Here is a 25,247-nt window from a genome sequence, read left to right on the forward strand (position 1 = left end):
ATTCCAGGAAAAGTAGTAAGCGGTTTTCCATCCGGAATTGCGTAAAAACATAAGAGGCGGGTCAGACTTATCTTGTAAGCGAAATCGGCTGACCGTTGGAAGTCTGGCCGTCGAATTTCGAACCGCCAGAGGAATAGAGCCGTGCCAGCGTGCCGCCATTCTCGTCATAGAGTGTCAGCTGCTTGCCGGCGACGTTCCACGACTTGATGCCGTCGATTGGCGCCGGGCAGTGCAGCGGTCCGGCGCGGAAGCCGGCGCCGAATTTGGTCTGCGGCGTCGCCACCTTGCAGGTCTGGCCCGAAACGCTGGCGTTCCAGACGCCGGCGACGCTTGCCGCGGTCAGATCCGAGGCTCCGGCGGGAGCCGAGCCGTCCGGCGGCAAGGACGCAACCTGCGAATTCGCCGGCGCGGTCGGGAACTGCGACGGATCGGTGGTGCCGGGTGAGGCCGGCGGCGGCAGCTGATTCGCCGTCACCTGGCCGGCCGGGGCCGGCTGCAGCGGCGCGGGCTGCTGGTCATCCATTGACGAGAACCGTGAGGTCGAGCAGCCGCTCGCAACGAGCGCCGCCAGCGATACGGCCACCAGGCCGATTTTCGAAAAAGTCATTCCAACCTCCGTCGGATCCGGCTTGGGGGGATGCCGTCCGCGCAATCTCACCTCCACCAAGATGGAGAAGGTGGCGAAATTTCAACCCGATATGGTTAAAATACGGTTTGCGGCAACATTTGTTGCAAATTTATCGCAATCACCCGGCCAGGCGCGCGCTCGGCACGAACACATATCCGTCAGGTCCGACGATATAGCTTTCGCGCAAGCCATGCGGCTTGTCGAGCGCGCCTGCCAGCACGATGTGGCCGTGATCCCGTGCCGCCGTCTCGATCGCATCGGGATCGGCGCCGTAGAGGCGCAACTCTATCCCGGCCCCGCGTGTTTCGCTGCCGACGATAATCCCGGTCATCGGGTTGTCGAGATAGGAATGGTCGGCATGCAGCATGAACACCGATCCCAGCAGCTCGATCGCCGCGAAATCCTCATCGGCGTAGATCACCCGCGCGCCAAGCACGTCGCGGCAGAAGGCTTCCATGGCCACCATGTCGCGCACCAACAGGTTGACGCCGATCCCGCGCGGTAACGAGCGGCCGAAATCCTCGGCCTTCATCCATGGGGTCTTCGTCCGTTTCATCGCCATGGCGTCGTCCTCCCGCTCCCCGGTCCCTGGCGATCCTAGCCGAGCCGGCCTCCCGGCCCTTGGCATTAGAGAACCAATTGCTTGCGCCAGCCGGCGCAGGGCCTATGTCTAGCAAACGCAAACCCGCCGGAGCCGCAACATTGGCCGCGAAAAAGACAGCCGCCAATCGCTACTACAGCGGCCCGCCAAGCGATCATTTCGACGGCACCTTGTTCTTCAACCCCGACGGCCAGCCGCCAGGGCGCTTCGCCGACCTGCTGAAATGGCGGTTGAGCGGTGGGCGCTCGAAATGGCCGGCGGCCGATCCGAGTTCGTTTCAGCAGGCAGATCCCGTGGAAAGGGTCGAAGGCTCCGATCTGAGGGTGACGATGGTCGGCCATTCCTCGCTGCTCGTCCAGACCGCCGGCCTGAACATCCTCACGGATCCGGTCTGGTCGCAACGCACGTCGCCGTTTTCCTTCCTCGGACCAAAACGCGTCAGTCCGCCGGGCATCGCCTTCGTCCAACTGCCGCCGATCGACCTCGTGCTGGTCAGCCATAATCATTACGACCATCTCGACCTCGCGACTTTGAAGCGGCTCAAGGCAAAGCACGACCCGCTGGTACTGACGCCCCTCGGCAACGACGTCCTCATCGACGGCGCCGTGCCCGGCATGCGGCTGTCGGCACATGACTGGGGCGACAGGGTCGACACCCATGATGGCGTCGCCATCCATGTCGAGCCGGTGCATCACTGGTCGGCGCGCGGCACCCGCGACCGATGCATGGCCCTGTGGGCCGGCTTCGTCATCGAGACATCGGGCGGCAAGATCTACTTCGCCGGCGACACCGGCTTCCACGATGGCGCCAACTACCGGCTGATGGCTGAGAAACATGGCGGCTTCCGCTTCGCCATCCTGCCGATCGGCGCCTATGAGCCACGCTGGTTCATGGCGCCGCAGCACCAGAACCCGGAGGAGGCCGTGCAAGGCATGAAACTGTGCAACGCCGCCTATGCCGCCGGCTGCCACTGGGGCACCTTTCAGCTCACAGACGAACCGATCGACGAGCCGGTCCGAAAGCTGGCTCAGGCGCTTGACGATCAAGGCATCCCGCAGGAGCGGTTTCGCGCCTTGCGGCCCGGGGACGTCTGGGACGTACCCGAGATAAAGCATGGCTGAAGTCTGCATTGGCCATTTACGCACCTTCGAGAAGATTGGCAGCGTTCAGGTCGCTTCTCGCTCGCATAACCGGGAACTGTTCTTCAAACTCGATCTTTCCCACGATGGCCTGCCGCCCGGCAAATACCGGTGCGACTCATGCATGACCAGAATTCCACCAAGACGGCGCCCTTCACCACCGATATCGAGATCGCGGGCTAGGTACAGCTGCCCAAATCGGCCTCGCAGCCAGCGGGAACCCAAGCGCGACAGCCGCGTTTCCATGCGGTTTCAAAATCTGTCGGTTTACGAGGCATTCCCATGATCAAATGGATCATCATTCTCCTGATCGTTGCCGCGGCGGCGAGCCTGCTCGGCATGCCGGCACTGGCTGGAGCCGCCGCCACCGGCGCGCGCATCCTCATCGGCATCGTTCTCATCATCTTCCTGCTGCTGGTACTTGGCGTCTTCGCGGTGACGTAAAGCTGCTCCGCACTGGTAATTCCCGCCCGTTTCCGCCATATAGCGCCAAACGGACACGGAATTTTCGGAGCAATGGCAAGCACGGCCCCCTTCGCCAAGATGAACGGCATCGGCAACGAGATCATCGTCGCCGATATGCGTGGCCGTGTTGATCGGGTGACGCCGGCTGCGGCCATCGCGCTGAACGCCGACGCGGCGACCAGCTTCGACCAGATCATGGCGATCCACGACGCCAGGACGCCGGGCACCGCCTTTTTCATCGACATCCTGAATTCCGACGGCTCCGGGGCGCAGGCCTGCGGCAACGGCATGCGCTGCGTCGTCCAGGCGCTGGCCGCCGAGACCGGCCAGAAGACCTTCACCTTCGAGACCGTCGCCGGCATCCTCAATGCACGCGAACATGCCGACGGCTCGATCTCGGTCGACATGGGCACGCCACGTTTCGGCTGGCAGGACATCCCGCTGGCCGAGGAATTCCGCGACACCCGCATGATCGAGCTGCAGATCGGCCCGATCGACGCGCCGGTGCTGCACTCGCCCTCGGTCGTCTCGATGGGCAATCCGCATGCCATCTTCTGGGTCGACCGCGATGTCTGGTCCTATGAACTCGACCGCTTCGGCCCGCTGCTCGAGAACCACCCGATGTTTCCCGAGCGCGCCAACATCACCATCGCGCAGGTTACTTCACCGCAAACCATGGTCATCCGCACCTGGGAGCGCGGCGCCGGCCTGACCAAGGCCTGCGGCTCGGCCGCCTGCGCATCGGTGGTTGCGGCGGCCCGTACCAAGCGGACCGGCCGAAGTGTCAGCCTGTTGACCCCCGGCGGTGGCACGCTGCATGTCGAATGGCGCGACGACGACCACGTCATCTTGACCGGCGCCGCCGAATGGGAATTTTCGGGCAGCTTCGATCCGTCGACCGGCATCTGGGCCCGCGACACCGAGAGCGCGGCCTGATGTCGGCTCTGTCCAAGGGCCCGGTCTCCGAGGGCCCCATCTCCAAGGGAATTGACGTGGTGACCTTCGGCTGCCGGCTGAACACCTATGAATCCGAGGTGATGCGGCGCGAGGCTGAAACCGCCGGCCTCGGCGCGCTGGAAGGCGGCGCGGTGATCTTCAACACCTGCGCCGTCACCGGCGAGGCCGTGCGCCAGGCCAGGCAGGCGATCCGCAAGGCGCGCCGCGACAATCCGCTTGCCCGCATCATCGTCACCGGCTGCGCCGCGCAGACCGAGCCGCAGAGTTTCGCCGCCATGGACGAGGTCGATCTCGTTCTCGGCAATGAGGAGAAGCTGAAGGCGCATTCCTATCGCGCGCTGCCGGATTTCGGCGTCAACGATACCGAGAAGGCGCGCGTCAACGACATCTTTTCGGTGCGTGAGACCGCCGGCCACATGGTCGACGCCATCGAAGGCCGGGCGCGCGCCTTCGTCCAGGTGCAGAACGGCTGCGACCATCGCTGCACCTTCTGCATCATTCCCTATGGTCGCGGCAATTCGCGCTCGGTGCCGATGGGCGCCGTGGTCGAGCAGGTCAAGCGGCTCAGCACCAACGGCTATGCCGAGATCGTGCTGACCGGCGTCGACATGACCAGCTTCGGCGCCGACCTGCCGGGCGCGCCAAAACTCGGCAAGCTGGTGAAGACGATCCTCAAGCAGGTGCCGGACGTGAAGCGCCTGCGGCTGTCGTCGATCGATTCGATCGAGGCCGACGACGATTTGCTCGACGCCATCGCCACCGAGCCGCGGCTGATGCCGCATCTGCATCTGTCGCTGCAGTCGGGCGACGACATGATCCTGAAGCGCATGAAGCGCCGGCATCTGCGCGATCAGTCGATCCGCTTCTGCGAGGATGTGCGCAAGCTGCGCCCAGGCATCGTCTTCGGCGCCGACATCATCGCCGGCTTTCCGACCGAGACCGACGACATGTTCGAGAACTCGGAAAAGATCGTCGCGGAATGCGGACTGACCCATCTTCACGTCTTCCCGTTCAGCCCGCGCGAGGGCACGCCCGCCGCACGCATGCCGCAGGTTCGCCGCGAAGTGGTCAAGCAGCGCGCCGCCCGGTTGCGCGCCGCCGGTGAAGCCGCGTATCGCAGCCATCTGTCGTCGCTGGCCGGAACGCGTCAGTCGATCCTGATCGAACGCGATGGCCTCGGCCGCACCGAAGGCTTCACGCTGGCGGCACTTGCCACCGGCTCGCCGGGCGAAATCGTCCAGGCTGACATCACCGGCCATGACGGCGCCCGGCTGATCGCGGCGCCGCTTGCCGCCCGCGCCGCCTGAGAAACGCAAAGCATGGCTGGTTTTTTCAAGAAGATATTTTCGTTTGGCAAGAAAGAGGTGGTCGAGGAGCGCATCGACGAGACCGCTCCGCTGCCGCCGATCAAATGGGAAGCGCTCGATGCGCTGAAGCCGGCGGCCGAGCAGGTCGTTCCGGAATTCCTGAAGCGCGACGAGCCGCGGCCCGAGGCGGAGGCCGTGCCGGTACCGCCGGCCGAGCCGGAGGTCACGCCAGAGCCGGCACCTGTCGAGGAGCCAACGCCCGCGCCGGCACCGATCGTCCCGTCCGAGCCGGAAATTCAGCCAGAGCCCACACCGATCGAGGAACCGCAGGCGCCACCGGCCCCCGAAATACCCGCCGAAGAGCCGGCGCCACCGGAAAAGCCTGATGTGCCAGCCGTGCCGGAGCGCGTTCCGGAACCGGCGCCGCAAGAGATTCCAGTCCCGGGACCGGAACTGCCGGAGATGGTGCCGGAAGAACCGGAACAACAGCCTTGGCCTGCGCCGGTCGAAGTGCCGGCCCTTGCTGTCGAGGCACGATCAGAGATCCCTTCCCAGCTTGGCGCTGCCCCTCATCCGGCTGCCGCCACCTTCTCCCCGTATAGAGACGGGGAGAAGGAAGCTGAACGCGACGCCGCGCCTGCCCCTGCAGACGTCGAAGAAGAAGCCGCAGCGCTGACGCCCCCCTCTCCCCGCCTCTTGCGGGGGTCCGAAGGACGGGCGAGACCCGAGGCTCGCCCCGGAACGGGTAAGGGTGAGGGGCAGCGCCAACCTGAGCAGGTCGCGGCACCGCCTGCCGCGGCTTCTCCAGCCAGTGTATCTGAAGCGCCCGCCGCCGAAATCGCGCCTCCCATTCGCCAGCCCGCGCCGATCGAATCGCAGCCCGTCATTGCCGAGATTGCGCCCGAACCGCAGGCCGTGCCGAAACCGGAACCAAAGCCCGCGCCCGGCAAGGTGACCGTCACCAAGAAGGTCGAACAGAAGGCAGAACCGCAGAAGGCGCCGGAGCCGGCGCCGAGACGCTCGTGGTTCCAGCGCATGAAGGACGGGCTCGCCCGCTCCTCGAAAGAACTGACCGGCAACATCGCCGGCGTCTTCACCAAGCGCAAGCTCGACGAGGAGACGCTGCAGGACCTGGAGGACGTGCTGATCCGCGCCGATCTCGGCATGGAAACCGCGCTGCGCGTCACCGATGCCCTGGCCTCCAGCCGCTATGGCAAGGACGTCTCCGACGCGGAAGTGCGCGCCATCATGGCGGCTGAGGTGGAAAAGGTGCTGACCCACGTCGCCATGCCGCTGGAGCTCGACCTCTCGCACAAGCCGCATGTCATTCTTGTGGTCGGCGTCAACGGCACCGGCAAGACCACCACCATTGGCAAGCTCGCCGCCAAGCTGACCGATGGCGGCCTGTCGGTGATGCTCGCCGCCGGCGACACCTTCCGCGCCGCCGCGATCGAGCAATTGAAGATCTGGGGCGAGCGGACGAAATCGCCGGTGATCGCCTCCAAGATCGGCGCCGATGCCGCCGGTCTTGCTTACGACGCCTTCGAGAAGGCGAAGGAGGCCGGCTCCGACGTGCTGATCATCGACACCGCCGGGCGCCTGCAGAACAAGACCGAACTGATGGCCGAGCTCGAAAAGATCGTCCGTGTGCTCGGCAAGCTCGATCCGGAAGCGCCGCACACGGTGCTGCAGACGGTCGACGCCACCACCGGCCAGAACGCGCTCAACCAGGTCGAGATCTTCCGCAATGTCGCCGGCGTCAACGGTCTGGTGATGACCAAGCTGGACGGCACGGCGCGTGGCGGTATTCTGGTGGCGATCGCGGCAAAGCACAAACTGCCGGTCTATTTCATCGGCGTCGGCGAACAGGTCGACGACCTCGAACCTTTTTCGGCAAGCGAATTCGCCAGGGCGATCGCTGGAGTGGCGTAACGAGCATATCCCAAGAAGTTACAGGCTTTTTGGATCGGATTATGCGTAAGAAAGAGATTCCATGAACCCGCCTATCCTCGAAAGCGACCTTTCCGACCCGCGCCGCAAGACGCTGAACCCCGCTCTGAAATTCGCTCTCGAACTCGGACCGGGCCTTGTGTTCTTTTTCACGACCATTCGCGGTGAGTGGCTCGCCCAGAAATTCCCCATCCTGACGCATCTGGGCGAACCGCTGCTGATCGCCACCGCCTTCTTCATGGTGGCCACGGCGCTGTCGCTGGCCGTTTCGTGGCTGGTGATGCGCAGCTTGCCGATCATGCCGCTGGTATCGGGCATCATCGTTTTCGGATTTGGGGCGTTGGCGCTGTGGCTGCAGGACAAGACCTTTGCCTACATGAAGCCGACGATCATCAATTCCCTGTTCGGCCTGACGCTGCTCGGCGGACTGGCATTCGGCAGATCGCTTCTCGGTTATGTCTTTGATTCGGCTTTCAGCCTCGACGCCGAAGGGTGGCGCAAGCTCACCTTCCGCTGGGGACTGTTCTTTCTTTTCCTGGCTGCGCTGAACGAAGTGATGTGGCGGAATTTTTCGGAGGAAACCTGGCTTTATTTCAAGGTCTGGGGCACGATTCCCATCACTCTCGTCTTCACTTTCAGCCAGATGCCGCTGATCCTGCGCCATTCGCTCGAGGAAAAGCCGGCAGAGGAAGAGAAGGCCGGCAAATAGGGAGAGGGCCATGGAATTCGTCACCACGCGCGACGAGCTGAGGACGATCTACAAGACGCCACGCCCGACCGACGGCTCGATCCGCAAGGAATTGAAGGCGCTCGATGGCCATTGCCGTTCCTTCATCGGCAAGAGCCCGTTCGTGCTGATCGGCTCGTCCGACGGCGCCGGCAACGCCGACGTGACTCCCAAGGGCGACAGGCCGGGCTTCGCCGCCGTGCTCGACGACCAGACCATCGCCATCCCCGACCGGCCCGGCAACAACCGGCTCGACACGCTGGAGAACATCCTCCTCAACCCGTCGGTCGGGCTGCTCTTCCTCATCCCCGGCATGAACGAGACGCTGCGCGTCAATGGCGACGCCCGCATCACCATCGACGCCGGTTTGCGCGAGCGCCTGGCCGTCGACGGCAAGGAACCGCAAAGCGTCGTCGTGGTCACCGTCAAAGCCGCGTACATGCATTGCGCCAAGGCCTTCATGCGCTCCGATCTATGGAAGCCGGAGACCTGGTACGACCGCTCGACGCTGCCGACACTCGGCCAGATCCTGCGCGACCAGCTGGCGCTGGCCGATTCGGTCGAGGCGACGGACCGCTGGCTGGACGAAAGCTACAGGCAGACGATGTGGTAGTCTTCGCGGACACGATTCGTCAGAGTTTTACCCTTGCTGAACCTCCTTGCCATTTCCGGCAGCCTGCGGGCGGCCTCCACCAATTCGGCCCTGGTCGCCGCACTGGCGCGGAATGCACCGCCCGGCTGTCGCGTCACCATCTATGACGGGCTTGGCCGTCTGCCGATCTTCAATCCCGACGAGGAAGGCGAACGGACGCCGCAAGAAGCCTCGGCGCTGATCGACGCCGTCACCCATGCCGACGGCGTCATTGTCTCCTGTCCGGAATATGCCCATGGCGTTCCGGGCGGGCTGAAGAACGGGCTCGACTGGCTGGTGTCGCGCGACGCCGCCGTCGACAAGCCGGCCATGCTGGTGCACGCCTCACCGCGCTCGCTGTTTGCCCGCGCCGCCTTGGCCGAAATCATGCGGACCATGTCGTTTGCGCTTTATGACGGCGGGTCGCTCGAGATTGCGCTGCTGGGCAAGAAGTCGCTGGAGACCGACACCATCCTGGCGGAGCCGACAAATGTGCTGGCAATGCGCGACGCGCTGTCCGCCTTCGCGGATTTCATCGCGACGCGTTGATGCTCAACGGCCACCACCCGCCGTCGTCGGGGGGCTTCGGCCATTCTCTAGCGTCAGCGGCTATCAAGCGTTCTACCTAACCCTTCCGCAGCGTCTCGACATCGGTCTTGCCGACGTACCAGTCGCGCGCGTTGACCTCTTCGAAGACCACCCAGACATCGTCGTTACCCAGTCCGGTGGCTTCCATGATGGCCGCCGTGACCTTCTTGGCGATGTCCGCCTTCTTGCCGGCGGGGTCGGCCGCGATCACTTCCTTGACGAGGCGGATGTTGACGAATGGCATGATTTTCTCCCCTTCGATCTTGTTGACGGCAGCTCAGTACGTTTTGGCGCCGTTGACCATGAGCCGGACCATGTAGAGCGAAGTGGTGCCGGCGATGTAGAGACAATTCAGCTTGTTGCCGCCGAACACGCAATTGGCGGTGACCTCCGGTACCTTGACCTTGCCGATCAGCGTCCCGTCCGGATCGTAGCAGTGGATGCCGTCGGCCGCACTGGTCCAGATGCGGCCGCCCTCATCGAGCCTGAAGCCGTCGAACAGTCCGGCCGTGCAGTCGGCGAAGACTTTTCCGCCGGAAACCTTCTTGCCGCCCTTGCCGACATTGAACACGCGGATATGAGCAGGATCATGCGCGCCATGCGTGCGGCCGGTGTCGGCGACATAGAGCTTGCTCTCGTCGAGCGAGAAGGCGAGGCCGTTGGGCCTGACCATGTCGGTGATCACGGCTTCGACCTCACCGGTGCCGGGATCGACCCGGTAGACATGGCAGGCGCCGATCTCGCTCTCCGCCTTGTCGCCCTCGTAATCATTGTCGATGCCGTAGCTCGGATCGGTGAACCAGATCGATCCATCCGACTTGACAACCGCGTCGTTGGGCGAATTCAGCCGCTTGCCACGCCATTTCGCGGCAATGGTGGTGATCGAGCCATCATGCTCGGTGCGGCTGACGCGCCGGCCCGAATGCTCGCAGGTGACCAGCCGGCCCTGCCGGTCGACGGTGTTGCCGTTGGAATTGCCCGATGGCTGACGGAACACGCTGACATGGCCGTCGGTCTCGTCGAAGCGCAGCATGCGGTTGTTCGGGATATCAGACCAGACCACATAGCGGCCGGCGGCGAACCAGGCTGGCCCCTCCGCCCATTGGCAGCCGGTGAAGAGCTTGTTGACATGCGCGTTCGTGCCGATCAGGCGCGCGAAGCGCGGATCGAGAATTTCGTAGTCTTCGGCGGCCATGGCTTCCCTCCCAGGTCATTCAACGCGGCACCGTCACCGATCAAGCCAGCCGGCGATCAATAAGGCAAGATCGATCATCAAATCGTCCGCAACTCCTGCAGACGTGATGAGGGCGCCAATGCGCGTCAAGGACGCTTGACTCCGGTTAAGCGCGATTAACCCCGGTTAAGGGCACTTAACCCGGGTTAAGCTCGCTTAACCGGCTATGCGCTGAGTGCAATGGTGCATTGCAACATCTTCTTTTTGCAACGCACCAATCCTATGTCATGCTTCGTACTGATCAAGGGAGGAAGAACCGGCCGCCAGGAATGCGGCACAGAAGGAACCTTGCTATGATCTTCAACGATCTCATGAACCGCGCTCGCAACAGCATTGCCAAGCGCAAGCACTACAACCGCCTCGTCGCCGAAATCGACAGCTTTTCCAGCCGCGATCTGGCCGACATGCGCGCCGACCGCTCGGAAATGCTCTACCAGGTCCACAAGCAGATCTACGGCTGAGTATTCGGTCGACCTATCACGTTCGTCATCCTTGGGCGTAGCGGCGCGAAGCGGAGCGAAGACCCAAGGATCCATGCCGCGACTTTCGAGCACGGCAGCGATGCAGAACACTTGTTTTGTGATGATTCGTGATTTCGCGCGTTAGCAAGCGCGCGTTTCGGGCCCCCGCATTTCTTAGCAAAATGTCACGGCATGGATCCCAGGGTCTCCGCGACGTCGCTTCGCTCCTGCTCCGCCCTGGGATGACGAAGTCATAGGGCACCCCGTCAGTTGGGCGCCGCAAGCGCCTTGTCGATCTGCGGCAACAGCAGCGTCTGCGCCGTCTCGGGCGTCAGCGGGCCGACATGCTTGTAGGCGATCTTGCCGTCCTTGCCGATGACGAAGGTTTCCGGCACGCCGTAGACACCCCAGTCGATCGCCGTGCGTCCGGCCTCGTCGACACCGATCGCCTGGAACGGGTTGCCGAGATCGCCGAGGAACCGGCGGGCGTTTTCCGGCTGGTCCTTGTAGTTCAGCGCCGCCATGACGAAGCGCTTGTCCTGCGCCAGCGCCAGCAGCACCGGATGTTCCTCCCGGCACGGCGCGCACCATGACGCGAACACGTTGACCAGCGTGACCTTGCCGGCGAACAATTTCGAATCGAGGCCCGGCAGGTTGCTGCCCTCGAGCGCCGGCAGGTTTGTCTGTGGCGCCGGCTGGCCGATCAGCGCCGATGGCACCTCCGAAACATCGCGCCCCGACAAGAGCTGAGACAGGAACAATCCTGCCAGGCCGACGAAAATCAACAGCGGCAAAAGCACGAACAGGCGGCGACGGGGCGGGGCGGGCGTCTCGGTTTCCATGCTCATGACTTGATGGCCTTGTCGGAGCGACGCCGCACGCCGGACGCTTCCAGTTCGGCGAGCTCACGCTTTCGGGCCCGCTGGTCGATCAGGATCCAGCCGATCAGTCCGGCCAGCGCCACGGCGGTGATCGCGTAGGCAGCGGTGACGTAGAGTGCATGCGCGCTCATGCCTGCCGCCCCCTCGACGACATCCTACTCTCCAATCGGATCCTTCCGTCTCGCTCGATCATGCTTTTCCTTAACGGCGTGCCGGCGGCTTCGCAATCGGCCGCCGCGCCGCAGCCTCCGAACATAGGCGGTCGCCGCGCCGCGGCCTTTGATGTCACGCAAATGCTGACCGACGTCACTCAATCCGTTCCGTGGCGCAGCGCCAGCGCCGCCGAGACCGGGCCCAGCACGGCAAGAAACAGGGTCAGCGCGGCAAGAATGAGGAAGGGCTGCAGAAACGGATCGGGATTGGCCGTCGCGCCGTAGCTCGCCGAAACGCCGAAGATCAGTACCGGGATGGTCAGCGGCAGCACCAGCACCGAGATCAGCAACCCGCCACGCGGCAGCGCCCCCGCCACCGCCGCACCGGCAGCACCTATGAAGGTGATCGCCGGCGTGCCGACCAGCAGTGTCAGCGCCGTGGCGCCGATGGCGAGCGGCTCCATGTTCATGAACAGGCCAAGCAAGGGAGCGGCAATGACCAGCGGCAGCACGCTGCCCGCCCAATGCGCCAGGCATTTCGTCAGCACGGTCAAAGCCAGCATGTGGCGGTCGTTGCCGAGCACCAGCAGATCGAGCGAGCCGTCCTCGCGGTCGGCCTGGAACAGCCGGTCGAGCCCGAGAAGGCAAGACAGCAGCGCGCCGATCCACAGGATTGCCGGGCCGATGCGGGCGAGCAGCCTGAGGTCCGGCCCAACCCCGAACGGGATGGTGGCAATGACGGCAAGGAAGAAGATCACGCCGGTCAACGCGCCGCCGCCGGCACGGATATTGAGGCGGATATCGCGGAGGAAGAGCGCTAGCATGATTTGAGATGCCTCTGCCCAGGCACCCCCCTCTGTCCTGCCGGACATCTCCCCCTCAAGGGGGGAGATTGGCAGTCCATGCGTCGCGCCAGTCCTCGAACGCCGGAGATTAGCGAAGGCGCGGGCAACATCCGATCTCCCCCCTTGAGGGGGAGATGCCCGGCAGGGCAGAGGGGGGCGTCGCAGAGCGGCGACATCAAGAAGCTACCCCCATTCTCAATTCCTTCGCCCCCTCCAGCCCCAGCGGCAGATGTGTCGCCGCGATAATCATCCCGCCATCCCCACAATGCCTCGTCATCAGCGCGGCGAAGCGCCCTTCCGAAGCCTTGTCCAGTCCCGCCGTCGGCTCGTCGAGCAGCCACAGCGGCCGATGGCTGACCAGCAGTTTCGCGATCGCCGCCCGCCGCCTCTGCCCGGTCGAGAGATAGCCGAATGGCAGATGGCCGATGCTGCCCAGCCCGACCATGTCCAGCGCCTCTTCGACGCCGACATGGCCGGTGCCGTTGAAGTCGCGCCAGAAGCGCAGGTTTTCCGCCACGCTGAGCGCCGTCTTCATCGCGTTGTGGTGGCCAAGATAATGACAGGCCGAAGCGATCGACGGAAACGCCTCGCCACCATCTTCGATCCGCACGCTGCCTTCCGCCACCGCAAGCAGTCCGGCGATGACCCGCAGCAAGGTCGATTTGCCTGATCCGTTCGGCCCGGTGACGACCAGCGCCTGACCATCCAGCAGGGCAAAGCCGATGCCGGAAAACACCGTGTCGCCGCCGCGTTCGCCGCCCAGATTTTCGGCGATAAGCCGCATCCCTCACCCGTCCTCGAAACAATGTGTCGCGGCTGCTATCGCATCGCACAAAATAGCCTTTGAACTGTCTAGAACTATTCCAGAAAATTCTCTATATGCGGTGCATCCGTGCCAGCGGTCGGCACGGGAAGCGAATTAGCGCCGAACCAGCGCACGCGCCGCCTTGAACGGCTCGGGTTGCTTGGGAACGGACAGCGGAAATGGCCGTACCCGCACCTTTGCGCGTGATTGCATGCCATCGGCGTCCGTTCCCTTTCAGGCTGAACAGACAAGGACGGACCGCACGTGTCAAAATCCCTCGATAGTTTCAATTGCCGCCGCACGCTGACCGCGAGCGGTACCGAGTATGTCTATTTCGACCTCATCGAGGCCGAGAAGAACGGCCTTACCGGCATCGCCCAGCTGCCCTATTCGATGAAGGTGCTGCTGGAGAACCTGCTGCGCAACGAAGACGGCCGCTCCGTCACCAAGGAGAGCATCCAGGCGGTCGCCGGCTGGCTGACCGACAAGGGCACCGCCGGCGTCGAGATCGCCTATCGCCCGGCCCGCGTGCTGATGCAGGATTTCACCGGCGTTCCGGCCGTGGTCGATCTCGCCGCCATGCGCGACGCCATGGCCTCGCTCGGCGGCGACCCGCAGAAGATCAACCCGCTGGTGCCTGTCGACCTCGTCATCGACCACTCCGTCATCGTCGATGAATTCGGCACGCCGATGGCCTTCGCCCGCAATGTCGAGCTCGAATACGAGCGCAACGAGGAGCGCTACAAGTTCCTGAAATGGGGCCAGCAGGCCTTCCGCAACTTCCGCGTCGTGCCGCCCGGCACCGGCATCTGCCACCAGGTCAACCTCGAATATCTCGGCCAGGTCGTCTGGACCAACACCGAGGACGGCGAAACCACCGCCTACCCCGACACCTGCGTCGGCACCGATTCGCACACCACGATGATCAACGGCCTTGGCGTGCTCGGCTGGGGCGTCGGCGGCATCGAGGCCGAGGCGGCCATGCTCGGCCAGCCGGTCTCCATGCTCTTGCCCGAGGTCATCGGCTTCCGCCTCACCGGCAAGCTCAAGGAAGGCGTCACCGCCACCGACCTCGTGCTCACCGTCACCCAGATGCTGCGCAAGAAGGGCGTCGTCGGCAAGTTCGTCGAGTTCTTTGGTCCAGGCCTCTCCAACATGACGCTGGCCGACCGCGCAACCATCGGCAACATGGCGCCGGAATATGGCGCCACCTGCGGCTTCTTCCCGGTCGACAGCGAAACCATCCGCTACCTCACAATGTCCGGCCGCAGCGAGGACCGCATCGCGCTGGTCGAAGCCTATTCCAAGGCGCAAGGCCTGTGGCGCGACACCGGCTCGGCCGATCCGGTCTTCACCGACCTGCTCGAACTGGACCTCGGCAGCGTCGTGCCGTCGATGGCCGGCCCCAAGCGCCCCGAGGGCCGTGTCGCGCTCGAAGGCATTCCGGCCGGCTTCGCCAAGGCGATGGAGACCGAGTACAAGAAGGCGGCCGAGATCTCCAAGCGCTATGCCGTCGAAGGCACCTCTTACGATCTCGGTCATGGCGATGTCGTCATCGCCGCCATCACCTCCTGCACCAACACCTCGAACCCGAGCGTGCTGATCGGCGCCGGCCTCCTGGCACGCAACGCCAACCGGCTCGGCCTCAAGCAGAAGCCCTGGGTGAAGACCTCGCTGGCCCCCGGCAGCCAGGTGGTCGCCGAATATCTGGAGAAATCCGGCCTGCAGAAGGAGCTCGACCAGATCGGCTTCAACCTCGTCGGCTTCGGCTGCACCACCTGCATCGGCAATTCCGGCCCGCTGCCGGCGCCGATCTCGAAAACCATCAACGACAAGGGCCTGATTGCTGCCGCGGTCTTGTCCGGCAACCGCAATTTCGAAGGCCGTGTCTCGCCCGACGTGCAGGCGAACTATCTCGCCTCGCCGCCGTTGGTCGTCGCCCATGCGCTGGCTGGAACCGTCACCAAGGACCTCACCACCGAGCCGCTCGGCGAGGACAAGAACGGCAATCCGGTCTACCTCAAGGATATCTGGCCGAGCTCGGCCGAGATCCAGGAATTCATCGAGAAGAACGTCACCCGCGAGCTGTTCGCCCGCAAATACGCCGACGTCTTCAAGGGTGACGAACACTGGCAGAAGGTCCAGGCGCCGGAAGGCCAGACCTATGCCTGGGACGACAACTCGACCTATGTGCAGAACCCGCCCTATTTCGCCGGCATGACCGCCGGGTTCGGCAAGATCGGCGACATCAAGGGCGCCCGCGTGCTCGGCCTGTTCGGCGACAAGATCACCACCGACCACATCTCGCCGGCGGGCTCGATCAAGGCGGCCTCACCGGCCGGCAAGTACCTCACCGATCATGGCGTCGGCGTCGCCGACTTCAACCAGTACGGCACGCGGCGCGGCAATCACGAGGTGATGATGCGCGGCACCTTCGCCAACATCCGCATCCGCAACCACATGCTGGGCGAGAACGGCAGGGAAGGCGGCTACACCATCCACTACCCGTCGAAGGAGGAGGAATCGATCTACGACGCGGCGATGGAGTACAAGAAGGAAGGCGTGCCGCTGGTCATCTTCGCCGGCGTCGAATACGGCAACGGCTCGTCGCGCGACTGGGCGGCCAAGGGAACGAATCTCCTTGGTGTCCGCGCGGTCATCGCCCAGTCCTTCGAGCGCATCCATCGCTCGAACCTGGTCGGCATGGGTGTCATTCCCTTCGTCTTCGAGGACGGCACCTCCTGGGCCTCGCTCAACCTGAAGGGCGACGAGCTGGTCGAAATCGACGGACTGAGCGCCATCAAGCCGCGCCAGACGATGACCGCCAGGATCACCTATGGCGACGGCACGGTGAAGAATGTGCCGATCATCTGCCGCATCGATACGCTGGACGAGCTCGACTACTTCAAGAACGGCGGCATCCTGCAATACGTACTGCGAGACTTGGCTGCATAGCAGCAGCCAGGGAATAGGGCTTGGGCAGTAGGCAGTTAGGGAAGACGAGACCTACTGCCTACTGCCTGCCTTCGGCGCCCCATACCGCGCCGCCGCAGCCAGAAGCACGCCGAGCATCAGCCCGTTGAGGATGTGCCACAGGAAATGCGTGCCGAGCGGAAAGCTGGCGCAGACCATCGGATCGATCATCCGGCAGATGACGGAGACGACGAAGATCGCCGACCCCGCCAGATTGTACCAGCCGGCCCGATTGCCACCCGCCGCCACCAGGGTGCCGAAGAAGGCGAGCGCGAGGAACGGCGGCAGATAGCCTGTCGTGCCGTTCGATGCCTGGCGCAGCCAATCCGGCACGGCCAGCGTCACCAGCCCGGCAACCGCGTAGAAGGCAACGAAGATGACAATGGCCTTGCCCCATCGCATGCCGAGGAAGCGGCGCAGGTTGAACAGCGTGTAGGCCAGCGTGAAACCGGCGATCGGCAGCACGTCGGCCCAGATGGTGCCCTTGGTGGCAAAGGTATGGAATATCGTCGAGCCGATGCCGATCGCCACCACCCACCAGGCCAGCACCTCGGCAAAGGTGCCGGTGCCCAGCCTTCGCACCTCGCGCACGCCCCACAGGCCGGCGGCGATGAAAGCGAGATTTGTCAGGACATTGACCGGCTCGGCCCAGAGTCCCGGTCCGGTTCTCTCGCAGTAGAGATCGACCGGCGCCAAAAGTGTTTGCCACATCGTGATTGCCGCCCGAATCGGTTTCCACCCTGAGTGCAGGCCTTGGTCCTATTGCGCCGTTGCGGTCGGTTGCAATGGCAAAAATTTCACCGCAACGTGACTTCCTGTTGACTTCCGGTTCTGCCACATATTTCAGCAATCACAATAAAGCCGGCACCACCGGCGGGAATCGGAATGGCCATGGCCTCGCGAAAATCATTGTGGCTGGCAGCCCTTGCGCTGGCCTTCTCGGCGTGTGCCGGCGCTGGTCATGCCGGCGGGTCCGACCAAACCGACAGGCCCTTGGGCGTGGTCGAGCTGTTCACCAGCCAGGGCTGCAATTCCTGCCCGCCGGCCGATGCGTTGTTTGCCGAACTTGCCGCCAAGGAAGACATTGTCGCGCTCGCCTATCACGTCGATTACTGGGACTATCTTGGCTGGCAGGACACGCTGAGCCGCAAGGAGAACACCGAGCGGCAATATGATTACATGCGCGCCTTCGGCAGCCGCTCCGTCTACACGCCGCAGGCCGTCATCAACGGCCGCGTCCATGTCAACGGCGCCAGCCGCGGCGAGGTCGACGGCGCGCTCGCCCGTCTGGCGAAGACCGGCGAAGGCATGCGGGTCGCCATCAAGGTCAGCCGAACCAGCGACCGCGTGATGATCGACGCCGGCGATGCCGGCACCGGCCCCAGCGATGCTCATGTCGTCATCGTCTATTTCGACCCGCCGCAGACGATCAAGATCGGCCAGGGTGAGAACACCGGCCGCAAGATGACCTACTGGAACGCTGTTACGGGTATCCAGACCGCCGGCATGTGGCACGGCAAGGCGCAGCGCTACGAATTGCCGATGAGCGAGATTTCCAAGAAGGGCGGCTGCGCCGTGCTGCTGCAATCGGTCGGCAAGGATGGCATGCCCGGTCCTATTCTGGGCGCAGCCTTCATCCACAAGCCTTAGGCACCTTCACATCCTGATTGAGCGCCGCTATCTCGCCGATGGCGGGACGATCGCCATTTCCGGTAGGTTGCAGTTACACCTAACAATTGGCACATAATGGGAAGGGACGCGAATCGCGTTCCGTCTCTGTTCCGGGACCCATGAGTCGCAAGTCAAGCGAAATCCGTGGTTTCACCCAAACATATTCCATCCCATTTTTAGTTATTGTGGCATGGGAGCCCTTGTACGGTCGGTCAAAATCTGCCATATGGCATTTTACCGAAACAAGGCCCCACGCCATGGACTTCAAGAAGGCACTGCAAGACGAGATTTTCGGCCTTGAGGCTTCGCTAAAGGCGCAGCCCGATCCGAGGCTTGTGAAGCTGCATGAGCTGCGCCGTGTCCTTGCCATTTATAATGGCGAGGCACCTGCCTTGGCATCTTCGCCGGCATCTCGTGTCTCCATCGAAGAAGAAGGCAAGCCTGCCCGTCGCGGACGGACGCCCGATCCGATGAGGCAGGCCGCAATCGATGAAGCCCGTGAAATCCTGTCCTCGGCACTCGGACCAATGAGAACGGGCGAGATTTACAAAAGGCTGGAGAGGCGGGGCATCACGCTCGGCGGCACTTTGCCAGCCAACAACCTGTCTGCTCTTCTATATCACCACCCGGATTTTGTCTCGCATGGCAGGACCGGGTGGACTCTGAAATCTTCGGATGGTGAGCCTTCCGAAAACGAAAAACCCGCTGACCCTGTTTCCGAGGGGGAACAGTCAGCGGGTTTATCTCAACCCAGTGCGCAAGGCGGTGAGCCCGGCCGGGAGGTGGAACATGACAACATAATCAGTTGACCCGCTTGGGCGGCTGAGGCGTTGGCGCGCCTTGGTCGCCTGTTGGGCCGGGGAGTGGTTCCGTTCCTGGGTTTGCACCATGGGGCGCGGGGTCCAACTCCCCGTCGGTCCACCAAATTCTATAGCAGAGTCTGATGGATTCGTCAAACCGGGCTGCCTTTTATGGTGGCCCGGTTATGCCATTTTCTGTGAATTGAATGCCACGCAATTCCAGCGCCGCTAGTAAGGCATTCATAATGTTGCCGATGGGAACGTGGCGTCCCTTTTCAAAGTCACGCACCGTCGAAAGCGAAACGCCACCGACTTCGGTCATCCTGAGGCAGAGCAGGAACGACGCGACGTCGCGGAGACTCATGCCAAGACTTTTAACACAGATTGGCAAAAGCAGGGATGAAGGCCAATCTCCCTCCTTGTGCGGGAGATGTCCGGCAGGACACGAGGGGAGCGCGAAGGATCGCCAGCGTTAGCGGATGGAGCAACGAAGCTGCGCACCTGCCGAAGGGCTCCGGCGTCGATCACCCAGGCAACAAAAAACCGACGCCAGCTTGCTTCTGACGTCGGTTATTTAGGTTTTGGGATCGTCGCACCCGGTCTTTCCGAGGAAAAACCGAGGTTGGTTCGATCCGACGCAGACCCGTGGGCGGGGGGCTTGGGGTTTACGAGCCGGTGCCGGACCGAACCGTCTCAGGCAACGCCGGTAAATTCGTCGGACATTGGGGCATGAGCGCGGATAAAAAAAGGCAGAAATGTGGCGAAGCATCACCAATTCCAACACGGCGTTTCATAAAAGTGACTGGACGTTGCGGAAACAGCGCAGCACGGGGCTCGCTTCGTCGGGTCTTGCAATTCCTTCGCGAACGCGCCAACTTTGGTTGGCAAAGATTCATTATGAAGGATCGAGGCATGACCGATGACGGCGGCGGGACGGGGGATGGCGACGCATCCGCAATATTGATCCCGCTGCACGAGGCGAGACGCGAGCGCCTCGATCAGCCGGTGCGGTTCGACCGGCGTGAACTGGACCAGATCCTCAGGATCTACGGGCGCATGGTCGCCGCCAATGAATGGCGGGACTACGCCATCGACCACCTCACCGACCGCGCCGTGTTTTCCGTCTTCCGCCGCACCAGCGAAGTGCCGCTGTTCCAGATCGTCAAGGATCCGAAACTGGCCCGTAAGCAGGGCGCCTTTGCCGTCATCGCCGCCGGCGGCCGCATCCTCAAGCGCGGCCAGGAGCTTGGCCGCGTGCTTGGGGTGTTCGACGGCAAGCTGAAGCTGGTCGAGGCCTAGAGCATGATCCCGAAAAGTGGAATCCGGTTTTCGGGAAAGATCATGCTCAAACAAAGAGATAGAGCCCATCCCGATTCCAGTGCAGCGCTTTTCCGTCCGGAATTGCTTGAAAAATCAAGGCGTTACTTTTGCTGGCGGAATTTCCGCTCCGGCAGCGAATCCTGATCAGGCGGCGCCGACGCCCCGCCGTTCAACGACAGCTGCATGAAGACCGTGTCCAGCCAGCGCCCGTGCTTGTAGCCGGACCCTTCGAGGCGGCCCGAATGGCGAAAGCCGAGCTTTTCGTGCAGCCGCACCGAAGCGCTGTCCGGCCGCCCGTCGCCGATCACCGCGACGATCTGGCGAAAGCCCGCCGCGCGGCATGCCTCGATCAGGTGCCGCATCAGCAACAAGCCAATCCCCCGGCCCTTGGCCTCGGGCGCGACATAGACGGAATCCTCGACGATGAAGCGGTAGGCCGGGCGCGGCCGGAACGCCCCGGCATAGGCATAGCCAAGCACGGCGCCGTCCTTCTCCGCCACCAGATAGGGAAAGCCGCCGGCCATCAGACCGTCGAAGCGGGCCCCCATTTCGGCGCGGCTGGGTGGCTCCAACTCGTAGCTGGCGGTGCCGTGCGTCACGGCATCGGCGTAGATTTCCGTGATTCGGTCGAGGTCGGCCGACCTGGCGGCCCGAATGATGCTGCTCATAATTTATGCAAGTCGTTCATGTGCCTCCTATAAAGCAAAGGCCGACACAAAAGAAAAGGGCGGCCGTTGGGCCGCCCCTTCCAAACTCTCTGGTCCAGACAAAGCCTTAGCGGCGATCACCCATGAACTGCAGCAGGAACATGAACAGGTTGATGAAGTCGAGATAGAGCCTCAGGGCACCCATGATCGCCTTGCGGCCGGCGACATCCGAAGCGTCGCCATCGAAATACATCTCCTTGATCTTCTGCGTGTCATAGGCGGTGAGGCCCGAGAAGATCAGCACGCCGATCGCCGAAACGGCGAAGGACAAGGCCGACGACTGCAGGAAGATGTTGATCACCATTGCGATGATCAGGCCGAACACGCCCATGATCAGGAACGAGCCCATCGCGGTCAGGTCGCGCTTGGTCGTGTAGCCGTAGAGCGACAGCGCGCCGAAGGCCGCTGCGGTGGCGAAGAAGGTCTGCGAAATGCTGGCCGTCGTGTAGACCAGGAAGATCGACGACAGCGACAGGCCGACGAGGCCGGCATAGACCCAGAACGTCGTCTGCGCCGCCGCAACGCTCATCGACTGGACACGGAACGACAGGAACATCACAGCGGCCAGCGGGGCGAAGATCACCACCCAGCGCAGCGGCGAGCCGAAGATCGCGTAGCCGAACGAGGTCAGCATCTCGCCGCTCGGCAGCGTCGCGACGGCCGAGGCCGGATCGGTGGTGGTGGCCAGCATGATCGTTCCGACAGCGGCAAGGCCGGTGATGAGGAGGCCAAGCCCCATCAGATTGTAGACCTTGATCATGTAGGCGCGCAGGCCTTGATCGATATCAGCACCGACGCCGACGCCGGGCACGGCGCGCGTCTGGTAGTTGCGAATGGGATCAGCCATTGTAGTCCTCTATTGCTTCTGCCCCGTCCGGTGTCAGGTCCACCCGGACCCAGGCGCCGCTGGCAGGGCTCCAGCATGCCTGTGGCGAAATATGATGGTTATTCGCGTCAAGAACAAGACCGTAACGGGGTGTAATGCTTCGTGAGGCACGCATGGCCCGGTTTTTCGGCCTTTGAAGGCAAAACATTACTCCGATTTAACCAAATGCCGGCGGCCAGCCCATCGCCAGCACATGGAACTTAGGCGACTCAGAGGTTGCGCAGCACCGGCGCGGCCTTGTGGCCAAGCACCCGCCAGGTGCCGGCGAGACCGATGCCGACCGTGATCACCAGCGCAAAGACGATCGTCGCCACCGCCACTTCGGGCATGAAATGCGACGGCAATGTCATGATGCGCGCGACGACGAACCAGGCAGCGGCACTGCCGGCGGCCAACGCGAAGATCGCGGTCGCGAGCCCGATCAGCATGTATTCGAGCGAGAAGGCGGCAATCAGCGTCGTGCGCGTCGCGCCCAGCGTCTTCAGCACCACCGCATCGTGGATGCGCGCCCGGTTGCCGGCGGCAAGCGCGCCCGCCAGCACCAGCACCGAAGCGATCAGCGCCACGCCGGCCGCGGCCCGGATCGCCGTGCCGAGCTGCCCGACCAGCCGGTTGACGACATCGAGCGCATCCTTGACCCGGACCGTCGTCACCGCCGGGAAGGCGCGGGTGACGGCATTGAGGATGCGAGCGTCGTCAGCCGTCGAGGCATTCTTTTCGGTCAGCGTCGCCATCCAGCCATGCGGGGCGCCGGCGAATGTGTTGGGCGAGAACACCATGACGAAATTGATGCCCATCGTCTCCCATTCGACCTGACGGAAATTGGCGATCCTGGCCGTCACGTTGCGGCCGAGCACGTTGACGGTGATGGTGTCGCCGAGCTTCAGCCCGATCTCCTTGCCTTCCACGGCCGAAAACGAGACCAGCGGCTCGCCGGCATAATTGTCCGGCCACCAGCTGCCCTCGGTCAGCGTCGCGTTTTCCGGCTGCCTGGCGTCATAAGTCAGGCCGCGATCGCCTTTCAGCACCCAGGCGCCTTCGGCCGGAACCTTGACCTTGTCGACGCCGACGCCGTTCAGCGCCATCACACGGCCGCGCAGCATCGGCACCGTGGCCAGTGTTCCCCGGGGCGCCTCCTTGCCGATCAGCGCGGAGAAGGAAGCGACATCGCTGCTCTGGATGTCGACGAAGAAGAAATTCGGCGCCCGCTCCGGCAGGCTGCCGGAAATCTGCCGCCGCAGATTGCCGTCGATCAGCGCCAGCGTCACCAGCAGCGTCAGCCCGAGCCCCAGCGACAGCACCACCGATGGGGTCAACGCCCCGGGCCTGTGGATGTTGCCTACGGCGAGCCGCAGCGCCACGAAGCGCACACGCGGGCTCTTCCGTGCCGCCCATTGCACCAGCGCGCCGACGAGGCGCAGGACCAGGAAGGCGAAGATGGTGGCGCCGACGAAGATCGAGGCGATGCGGCGGTCGCCGGAAAACAGGATGGCCAGCGCCGCCAGCAACAGCGCGATGCCGACGGCTGAGGCAATATAGACAGGGCGCGGAAAGCCTCGTCCTTCCAGCCCCATCTCGCGAAACAGCGCGGTGGCCGGCACGTCGCGGGCACGGCCGAGCGGCAGAAGCGCGAAGGCCAGCGTCACCAGCAGGCCGAACAGCGCCGCCATGCCGAGCGCGCCGGGATAGAAGCCGCCTTCCGCAGGCACCGGAATGACGGATTTGAGCGCGGCACTGGCGGCGAACGGCATCAGCGCGCCCAACACAAGGCCCAGTACAATGCCGAGAACGGCGATGATCAGGATCTGCACCAGATAGACGGCAAAGACGAAGCCGCCGGAAGCGCCCAGGCTCTTGAAGGTGGCAATGACGCCGCGCTTGCCGTCGAGATAGGCGCGCACCGCATTGGCGACGCCGACACCGCCGACCACCAGCGCCGTCAGCCCGACCAGCGTCAGGAATTGCGAGAAGCGTTCGATGTTGGAGGACAGCGCCGGGGCGGCATTGCTGCGCGTGCGGATCGACCAGCCGGCCTCGGGAAAGTCCTTGGCCGCCTGATCCTGGATGGCCTTGAGCCGCGCCTCGTCGGCATCGGCCGGCAGCCGGATCTTGTAGGCGTTTTCGACCAGGCTGCCCGGCTGGACCAGCCCGGTGGCCGCCAGCCCCTGGCTCGAGATCAGCAGCCGCGGCGCGAAGCCGAAGCCGTCGGACACGGCATCCGGTTCGGTGACCAGCCTGGCGCGCAGCTCGAAGGTGGCGGTGCCGAGCTTCAGCCGGTCGCCGAGCTTGAGATGCAGCCGTTCGAACAGCAGATCCGGTGCCGCGGCGCCGAAAACGCCGAACTCCTCGCCGAACAATTCCTGCTTCGACAGCGCCGGCTCGGTTTCCAGCGCGCCATAGAGCGGATAGGCATCGTCCACCGCCTTGGCCTCGACCAGCGCCTGGTCGGATCCGTCGGCGAGCCGCGCCATCGAGCGCATGCTGGTGGTGCGCGAAATCGCGCCCAGACCGTTGAGGAAGCCGCGTTCGGCCTCACTGGCGTCGCGCTGGTTGACCTGGAAGCGAAGGTCGCCGCCAAGCAGCGTCTGGCCCTGATTGGCGACGCCGGCGGTGATGGCGCGCGCAACCGAATTGACGCCGCCGATCGCCGCGACGCCAAGCGCGATGCAGGCAAGGAAGATCAGGAAGCCGGACAGGCCGCCGCGCATCTCGCGCAGCGAGAAGCGGACCGCAAGCTTCAACGTCTGCGCCGGCGGCATCAGGCGGTGACCTTGACGGGCGCCGGCGCCTCGATCCGGCCGGAGCGCATCGAAACCTGGCGCGAGCAGCGCGCCGCGAGTGCGGGGTCATGGGTGACCAGCACCAGCGTCATGCCGCGCTCGGCCGCCTTGGCGAACAGGAGGTCGGCGACCTGCCGCCCCGTTGCCTGGTCGAGATTGCCGGTCGGCTCGTCGGCGATCAGGATACGCGGCGACGGCGCCAGCGCCCGGGCGATCGCCACGCGCTGCTGTTCGCCGCCCGACAGTTCGCCGGGATAGTGGGTGACGCGGTCGCTCAGGCCGACGGCCGCCAGTTCGCGCGCCGCCACCGAAAACGGATCGGCATGGCCGGCCAGTTCCAGCGGCACCGCGACATTCTCCAGCGCCGTCATGTTGGGAATGAGGTGGAACGACTGGAACACGATGCCAATGTTTCGGCCACGAAACGAAGCAATCCGGTCCTCGCTTTTGCCGTTGAGCAGTTCGCCGGCGATTCGTACCGTACCCGAATCGACCCTTTCGAGGCCGGCCAGGACCATCAGCAAGGTCGACTTGCCGGAGCCCGATGGACCGACGATTCCGGTCGCCTCGCCGCGCGCCACCTCGAGGCTGACGCCTTTCAGCACATGGACCGACGACGCCCCTTCGCCAAGCGTCAGGGATACGTCTTTCAGCTCGATGACGGCTTCTGTCAAAATGAAAGCGTCCTATATGGGAGAATGAAGGCTCTGCTTGCCGCAGACCGTCGCCGGAAGAATTC

General features: G+C 63.9%; 27 protein-coding genes. 13 read left to right on the forward strand and 14 right to left on the reverse strand.

Annotated elements, in window-relative coordinates:
* Positions 1–67: 67 nt before the first annotated feature.
* Positions 68–607 (reverse strand): protease inhibitor Inh/omp19 family protein, encoded by a 540-nt coding sequence (locus NR193_RS17590; RefSeq protein ID WP_256752043.1) that lies wholly within the window; start codon positions 605–607, stop codon positions 68–70.
* Between the two features lie 139 nt (positions 608–746).
* Positions 747–1,190 (reverse strand): glyoxalase/bleomycin resistance/extradiol dioxygenase family protein, encoded by a 444-nt coding sequence (locus NR193_RS17595; protein ID WP_256752044.1) that lies wholly within the window; start codon positions 1,188–1,190, stop codon positions 747–749.
* 104 nt (positions 1,191–1,294) lie between these two features.
* Here NR193_RS17595 and NR193_RS17600 point away from each other — a divergent pair, with 104 nt between their 5' ends.
* From NR193_RS17600 to NR193_RS17635, 8 genes are all read left to right on the forward strand, one after another.
* On the forward strand, positions 1,295–2,350 hold the full coding sequence (locus NR193_RS17600) for an MBL fold metallo-hydrolase (protein WP_256752045.1): 1,056 nt from the start codon (positions 1,295–1,297) through the stop codon (positions 2,348–2,350).
* A gap of 300 nt (positions 2,351–2,650) precedes the next feature.
* Complete coding sequence (locus tag NR193_RS17605) at positions 2,651–2,812, forward strand: DUF1328 family protein (RefSeq protein ID WP_120014473.1); 162 nt, start codon at positions 2,651–2,653, stop codon at positions 2,810–2,812.
* A gap of 72 nt (positions 2,813–2,884) precedes the next feature.
* A complete protein-coding gene (gene dapF / locus NR193_RS17610) occupies positions 2,885–3,769 on the forward strand; it encodes a diaminopimelate epimerase (protein WP_256752046.1) in 885 nt (294 codons plus the stop codon).
* Positions 3,769–5,097, forward strand: coding sequence for a tRNA (N(6)-L-threonylcarbamoyladenosine(37)-C(2))-methylthiotransferase MtaB (gene mtaB / locus NR193_RS17615; RefSeq protein ID WP_256752047.1), 1,329 nt, complete (start codon positions 3,769–3,771; stop codon positions 5,095–5,097). Before dapF ends, mtaB begins: the two co-directional genes overlap by 1 nt.
* Before the next feature lie 12 nt (positions 5,098–5,109).
* Entirely contained in the window at positions 5,110–7,029 is a 1,920-nt protein-coding gene (ftsY, locus tag NR193_RS17620) for a signal recognition particle-docking protein FtsY (RefSeq protein ID WP_256752048.1), read from the forward strand.
* A gap of 61 nt (positions 7,030–7,090) precedes the next feature.
* Complete coding sequence (locus tag NR193_RS17625) at positions 7,091–7,756, forward strand: septation protein A (RefSeq protein WP_256752049.1); 666 nt, start codon at positions 7,091–7,093, stop codon at positions 7,754–7,756.
* Positions 7,757–7,766: 10 nt separating this feature from the next.
* On the forward strand, positions 7,767–8,387 hold the full coding sequence (locus tag NR193_RS17630; protein ID WP_256752050.1) for a pyridoxamine 5'-phosphate oxidase family protein: 621 nt from the start codon (positions 7,767–7,769) through the stop codon (positions 8,385–8,387).
* 33 nt (positions 8,388–8,420) lie between these two features.
* Positions 8,421–8,954, forward strand: coding sequence for an NADPH-dependent FMN reductase (locus tag NR193_RS17635; protein ID WP_256752051.1), 534 nt, complete (start codon positions 8,421–8,423; stop codon positions 8,952–8,954).
* A 76-nt stretch (positions 8,955–9,030) separates the two neighbouring features.
* Here the strand turns inward: NR193_RS17635 and NR193_RS17640 are convergent, their stop codons facing one another.
* Both NR193_RS17640 and NR193_RS17645 read right to left on the reverse strand, forming a co-directional pair.
* Positions 9,031–9,237 carry a 4-oxalocrotonate tautomerase family protein gene (locus tag NR193_RS17640; RefSeq protein WP_256752052.1) on the reverse strand — a complete coding sequence of 69 codons (207 nt, stop codon included), beginning with the start codon at positions 9,235–9,237 and terminating at the stop codon, positions 9,031–9,033.
* Positions 9,238–9,270: 33 nt separating this feature from the next.
* Complete coding sequence (locus tag NR193_RS17645) at positions 9,271–10,188, reverse strand: SMP-30/gluconolactonase/LRE family protein (RefSeq protein WP_256752053.1); 918 nt, start codon at positions 10,186–10,188, stop codon at positions 9,271–9,273.
* Between the two features lie 332 nt (positions 10,189–10,520).
* Here NR193_RS17645 and NR193_RS17650 point away from each other — a divergent pair, with 332 nt between their 5' ends.
* Positions 10,521–10,688 carry a hypothetical protein gene (locus NR193_RS17650; RefSeq protein WP_091575996.1) on the forward strand — a complete coding sequence of 56 codons (168 nt, stop codon included), beginning with the start codon at positions 10,521–10,523 and terminating at the stop codon, positions 10,686–10,688.
* Positions 10,689–10,954: 266 nt separating this feature from the next.
* Here NR193_RS17650 and NR193_RS17655 read toward each other — a convergent pair whose 3' ends face one another.
* From NR193_RS17655 to ccmA, 4 genes are all read right to left on the reverse strand, one after another.
* Positions 10,955–11,536, reverse strand: coding sequence for a DsbE family thiol:disulfide interchange protein (locus tag NR193_RS17655; RefSeq protein WP_256752054.1), 582 nt, complete (start codon positions 11,534–11,536; stop codon positions 10,955–10,957).
* Entirely contained in the window at positions 11,533–11,700 is a 168-nt protein-coding gene (ccmD, locus tag NR193_RS17660) for a heme exporter protein CcmD (RefSeq protein ID WP_256752055.1), read from the reverse strand. The genes NR193_RS17655 and ccmD overlap by 4 nt, the downstream gene beginning before the upstream one ends.
* A 179-nt stretch (positions 11,701–11,879) precedes the next feature.
* On the reverse strand, positions 11,880–12,545 hold the full coding sequence (gene ccmB, locus NR193_RS17665) for a heme exporter protein CcmB (RefSeq protein ID WP_256752056.1): 666 nt from the start codon (positions 12,543–12,545) through the stop codon (positions 11,880–11,882).
* 196 nt (positions 12,546–12,741) lie between these two features.
* Positions 12,742–13,350, reverse strand: a complete 609-nt coding sequence (ccmA, locus tag NR193_RS17670; protein ID WP_256752057.1) for a heme ABC exporter ATP-binding protein CcmA — start codon at positions 13,348–13,350, stop codon at positions 12,742–12,744.
* Positions 13,351–13,635: 285 nt separating this feature from the next.
* Between ccmA and acnA the strand changes: the two genes are divergently transcribed.
* A complete protein-coding gene (acnA, locus tag NR193_RS17675) occupies positions 13,636–16,326 on the forward strand; it encodes an aconitate hydratase AcnA (RefSeq protein WP_256752058.1) in 2,691 nt (896 codons plus the stop codon).
* 51 nt (positions 16,327–16,377) lie between these two features.
* Here acnA and NR193_RS17680 read toward each other — a convergent pair whose 3' ends face one another.
* Entirely contained in the window at positions 16,378–17,055 is a 678-nt protein-coding gene (locus NR193_RS17680; RefSeq protein WP_256752059.1) for a ceramidase domain-containing protein, read from the reverse strand.
* A 174-nt stretch (positions 17,056–17,229) separates the two neighbouring features.
* Between NR193_RS17680 and NR193_RS17685 the strand changes: the two genes are divergently transcribed.
* Both NR193_RS17685 and NR193_RS17690 read left to right on the forward strand, forming a co-directional pair.
* Positions 17,230–17,994, forward strand: coding sequence for a thioredoxin family protein (locus tag NR193_RS17685; protein ID WP_256752060.1), 765 nt, complete (start codon positions 17,230–17,232; stop codon positions 17,992–17,994).
* Between the two features lie 278 nt (positions 17,995–18,272).
* Positions 18,273–18,824, forward strand: coding sequence for a winged helix-turn-helix domain-containing protein (locus NR193_RS17690; RefSeq protein ID WP_256752061.1), 552 nt, complete (start codon positions 18,273–18,275; stop codon positions 18,822–18,824).
* 160 nt (positions 18,825–18,984) lie between these two features.
* On the opposite strand, the gene NR193_RS17695 is transcribed toward NR193_RS17690, so the two are convergent.
* Positions 18,985–19,179, reverse strand: a complete 195-nt coding sequence (locus tag NR193_RS17695; RefSeq protein ID WP_256752062.1) for a transcriptional regulator — start codon at positions 19,177–19,179, stop codon at positions 18,985–18,987.
* A 548-nt stretch (positions 19,180–19,727) separates the two neighbouring features.
* Here NR193_RS17695 and NR193_RS17700 point away from each other — a divergent pair.
* The gene (locus tag NR193_RS17700) at positions 19,728–20,114 is read left to right on the forward strand and encodes a DUF2794 domain-containing protein (protein WP_091576226.1); all 387 of its coding nucleotides are present in this window, start codon (positions 19,728–19,730) and stop codon (positions 20,112–20,114) included.
* Positions 20,115–20,236: 122 nt separating this feature from the next.
* On the opposite strand, the gene NR193_RS17705 is transcribed toward NR193_RS17700, so the two are convergent.
* From NR193_RS17705 to NR193_RS17720, 4 genes are all read right to left on the reverse strand, one after another.
* Positions 20,237–20,803 carry a GNAT family N-acetyltransferase gene (locus NR193_RS17705; protein WP_256752063.1) on the reverse strand — a complete coding sequence of 189 codons (567 nt, stop codon included), beginning with the start codon at positions 20,801–20,803 and terminating at the stop codon, positions 20,237–20,239.
* 106 nt (positions 20,804–20,909) lie between these two features.
* The gene (locus tag NR193_RS17710; RefSeq protein ID WP_256752064.1) at positions 20,910–21,689 is read right to left on the reverse strand and encodes a Bax inhibitor-1/YccA family protein; all 780 of its coding nucleotides are present in this window, start codon (positions 21,687–21,689) and stop codon (positions 20,910–20,912) included.
* 248 nt (positions 21,690–21,937) lie between these two features.
* Positions 21,938–24,487, reverse strand: coding sequence for an ABC transporter permease (locus NR193_RS17715; RefSeq protein WP_256752065.1), 2,550 nt, complete (start codon positions 24,485–24,487; stop codon positions 21,938–21,940).
* Entirely contained in the window at positions 24,487–25,182 is a 696-nt protein-coding gene (locus NR193_RS17720; protein WP_256752066.1) for an ABC transporter ATP-binding protein, read from the reverse strand. Before NR193_RS17720 ends, NR193_RS17715 begins: the two co-directional genes overlap by 1 nt.
* Between the last annotated feature and the right edge of the window lie 65 nt (positions 25,183–25,247).

This window comes from Mesorhizobium sp. Mes31 (assembly GCF_024519675.1).
In the GTDB taxonomy this organism is placed as follows: Bacteria; Pseudomonadota; Alphaproteobacteria; order Rhizobiales; family Rhizobiaceae; genus Mesorhizobium.

Bases quoted from the DNA above. Each gene is read 5' to 3' on its own strand.
- NR193_RS17595 (WP_256752044.1), bottom strand. From the start codon at position 1,190: ATGGCGATGAAACGGACGAAGACCCCATGGATGAAGGCCGAGGATTTC.
- NR193_RS17605 (WP_120014473.1), top strand. From the start codon at position 2,651: ATGATCAAATGGATCATCATTCTCCTGATCGTTGCCGCGGCGGCGAGC.
- ccmA (WP_256752057.1), bottom strand. From the start codon at position 13,350: ATGCGGCTTATCGCCGAAAATCTGGGCGGCGAACGCGGCGGCGACACG.
- NR193_RS17640 (WP_256752052.1), bottom strand. From the start codon at position 9,237: ATGCCATTCGTCAACATCCGCCTCGTCAAGGAAGTGATCGCGGCCGAC.
- NR193_RS17655 (WP_256752054.1), bottom strand. From the start codon at position 11,536: ATGAGCATGGAAACCGAGACGCCCGCCCCGCCCCGTCGCCGCCTGTTC.
- NR193_RS17705 (WP_256752063.1), bottom strand. From the start codon at position 20,803: ATGAGCAGCATCATTCGGGCCGCCAGGTCGGCCGACCTCGACCGAATC.
- NR193_RS17625 (WP_256752049.1), top strand. From the start codon at position 7,091: ATGAACCCGCCTATCCTCGAAAGCGACCTTTCCGACCCGCGCCGCAAG.
- ccmD (WP_256752055.1), bottom strand. From the start codon at position 11,700: ATGAGCGCGCATGCACTCTACGTCACCGCTGCCTACGCGATCACCGCC.
- NR193_RS17710 (WP_256752064.1), bottom strand. From the start codon at position 21,689: ATGGCTGATCCCATTCGCAACTACCAGACGCGCGCCGTGCCCGGCGTC.
- NR193_RS17685 (WP_256752060.1), top strand. From the start codon at position 17,230: ATGGCCATGGCCTCGCGAAAATCATTGTGGCTGGCAGCCCTTGCGCTG.
- mtaB (WP_256752047.1), top strand. From the start codon at position 3,769: ATGTCGGCTCTGTCCAAGGGCCCGGTCTCCGAGGGCCCCATCTCCAAG.
- NR193_RS17650 (WP_091575996.1), top strand. From the start codon at position 10,521: ATGATCTTCAACGATCTCATGAACCGCGCTCGCAACAGCATTGCCAAG.
- dapF (WP_256752046.1), top strand. From the start codon at position 2,885: ATGGCAAGCACGGCCCCCTTCGCCAAGATGAACGGCATCGGCAACGAG.
- NR193_RS17700 (WP_091576226.1), top strand. From the start codon at position 19,728: ATGACCGATGACGGCGGCGGGACGGGGGATGGCGACGCATCCGCAATA.
- NR193_RS17645 (WP_256752053.1), bottom strand. From the start codon at position 10,188: ATGGCCGCCGAAGACTACGAAATTCTCGATCCGCGCTTCGCGCGCCTG.
- NR193_RS17715 (WP_256752065.1), bottom strand. From the start codon at position 24,487: ATGCCGCCGGCGCAGACGTTGAAGCTTGCGGTCCGCTTCTCGCTGCGC.
- NR193_RS17690 (WP_256752061.1), top strand. From the start codon at position 18,273: ATGGACTTCAAGAAGGCACTGCAAGACGAGATTTTCGGCCTTGAGGCT.
- ccmB (WP_256752056.1), bottom strand. From the start codon at position 12,545: ATGCTAGCGCTCTTCCTCCGCGATATCCGCCTCAATATCCGTGCCGGC.
- NR193_RS17600 (WP_256752045.1), top strand. From the start codon at position 1,295: ATGTCTAGCAAACGCAAACCCGCCGGAGCCGCAACATTGGCCGCGAAA.
- NR193_RS17695 (WP_256752062.1), bottom strand. From the start codon at position 19,179: ATGAGTCTCCGCGACGTCGCGTCGTTCCTGCTCTGCCTCAGGATGACC.
- ftsY (WP_256752048.1), top strand. From the start codon at position 5,110: ATGGCTGGTTTTTTCAAGAAGATATTTTCGTTTGGCAAGAAAGAGGTG.
- NR193_RS17630 (WP_256752050.1), top strand. From the start codon at position 7,767: ATGGAATTCGTCACCACGCGCGACGAGCTGAGGACGATCTACAAGACG.
- NR193_RS17590 (WP_256752043.1), bottom strand. From the start codon at position 607: ATGACTTTTTCGAAAATCGGCCTGGTGGCCGTATCGCTGGCGGCGCTC.
- NR193_RS17680 (WP_256752059.1), bottom strand. From the start codon at position 17,055: ATGTGGCAAACACTTTTGGCGCCGGTCGATCTCTACTGCGAGAGAACC.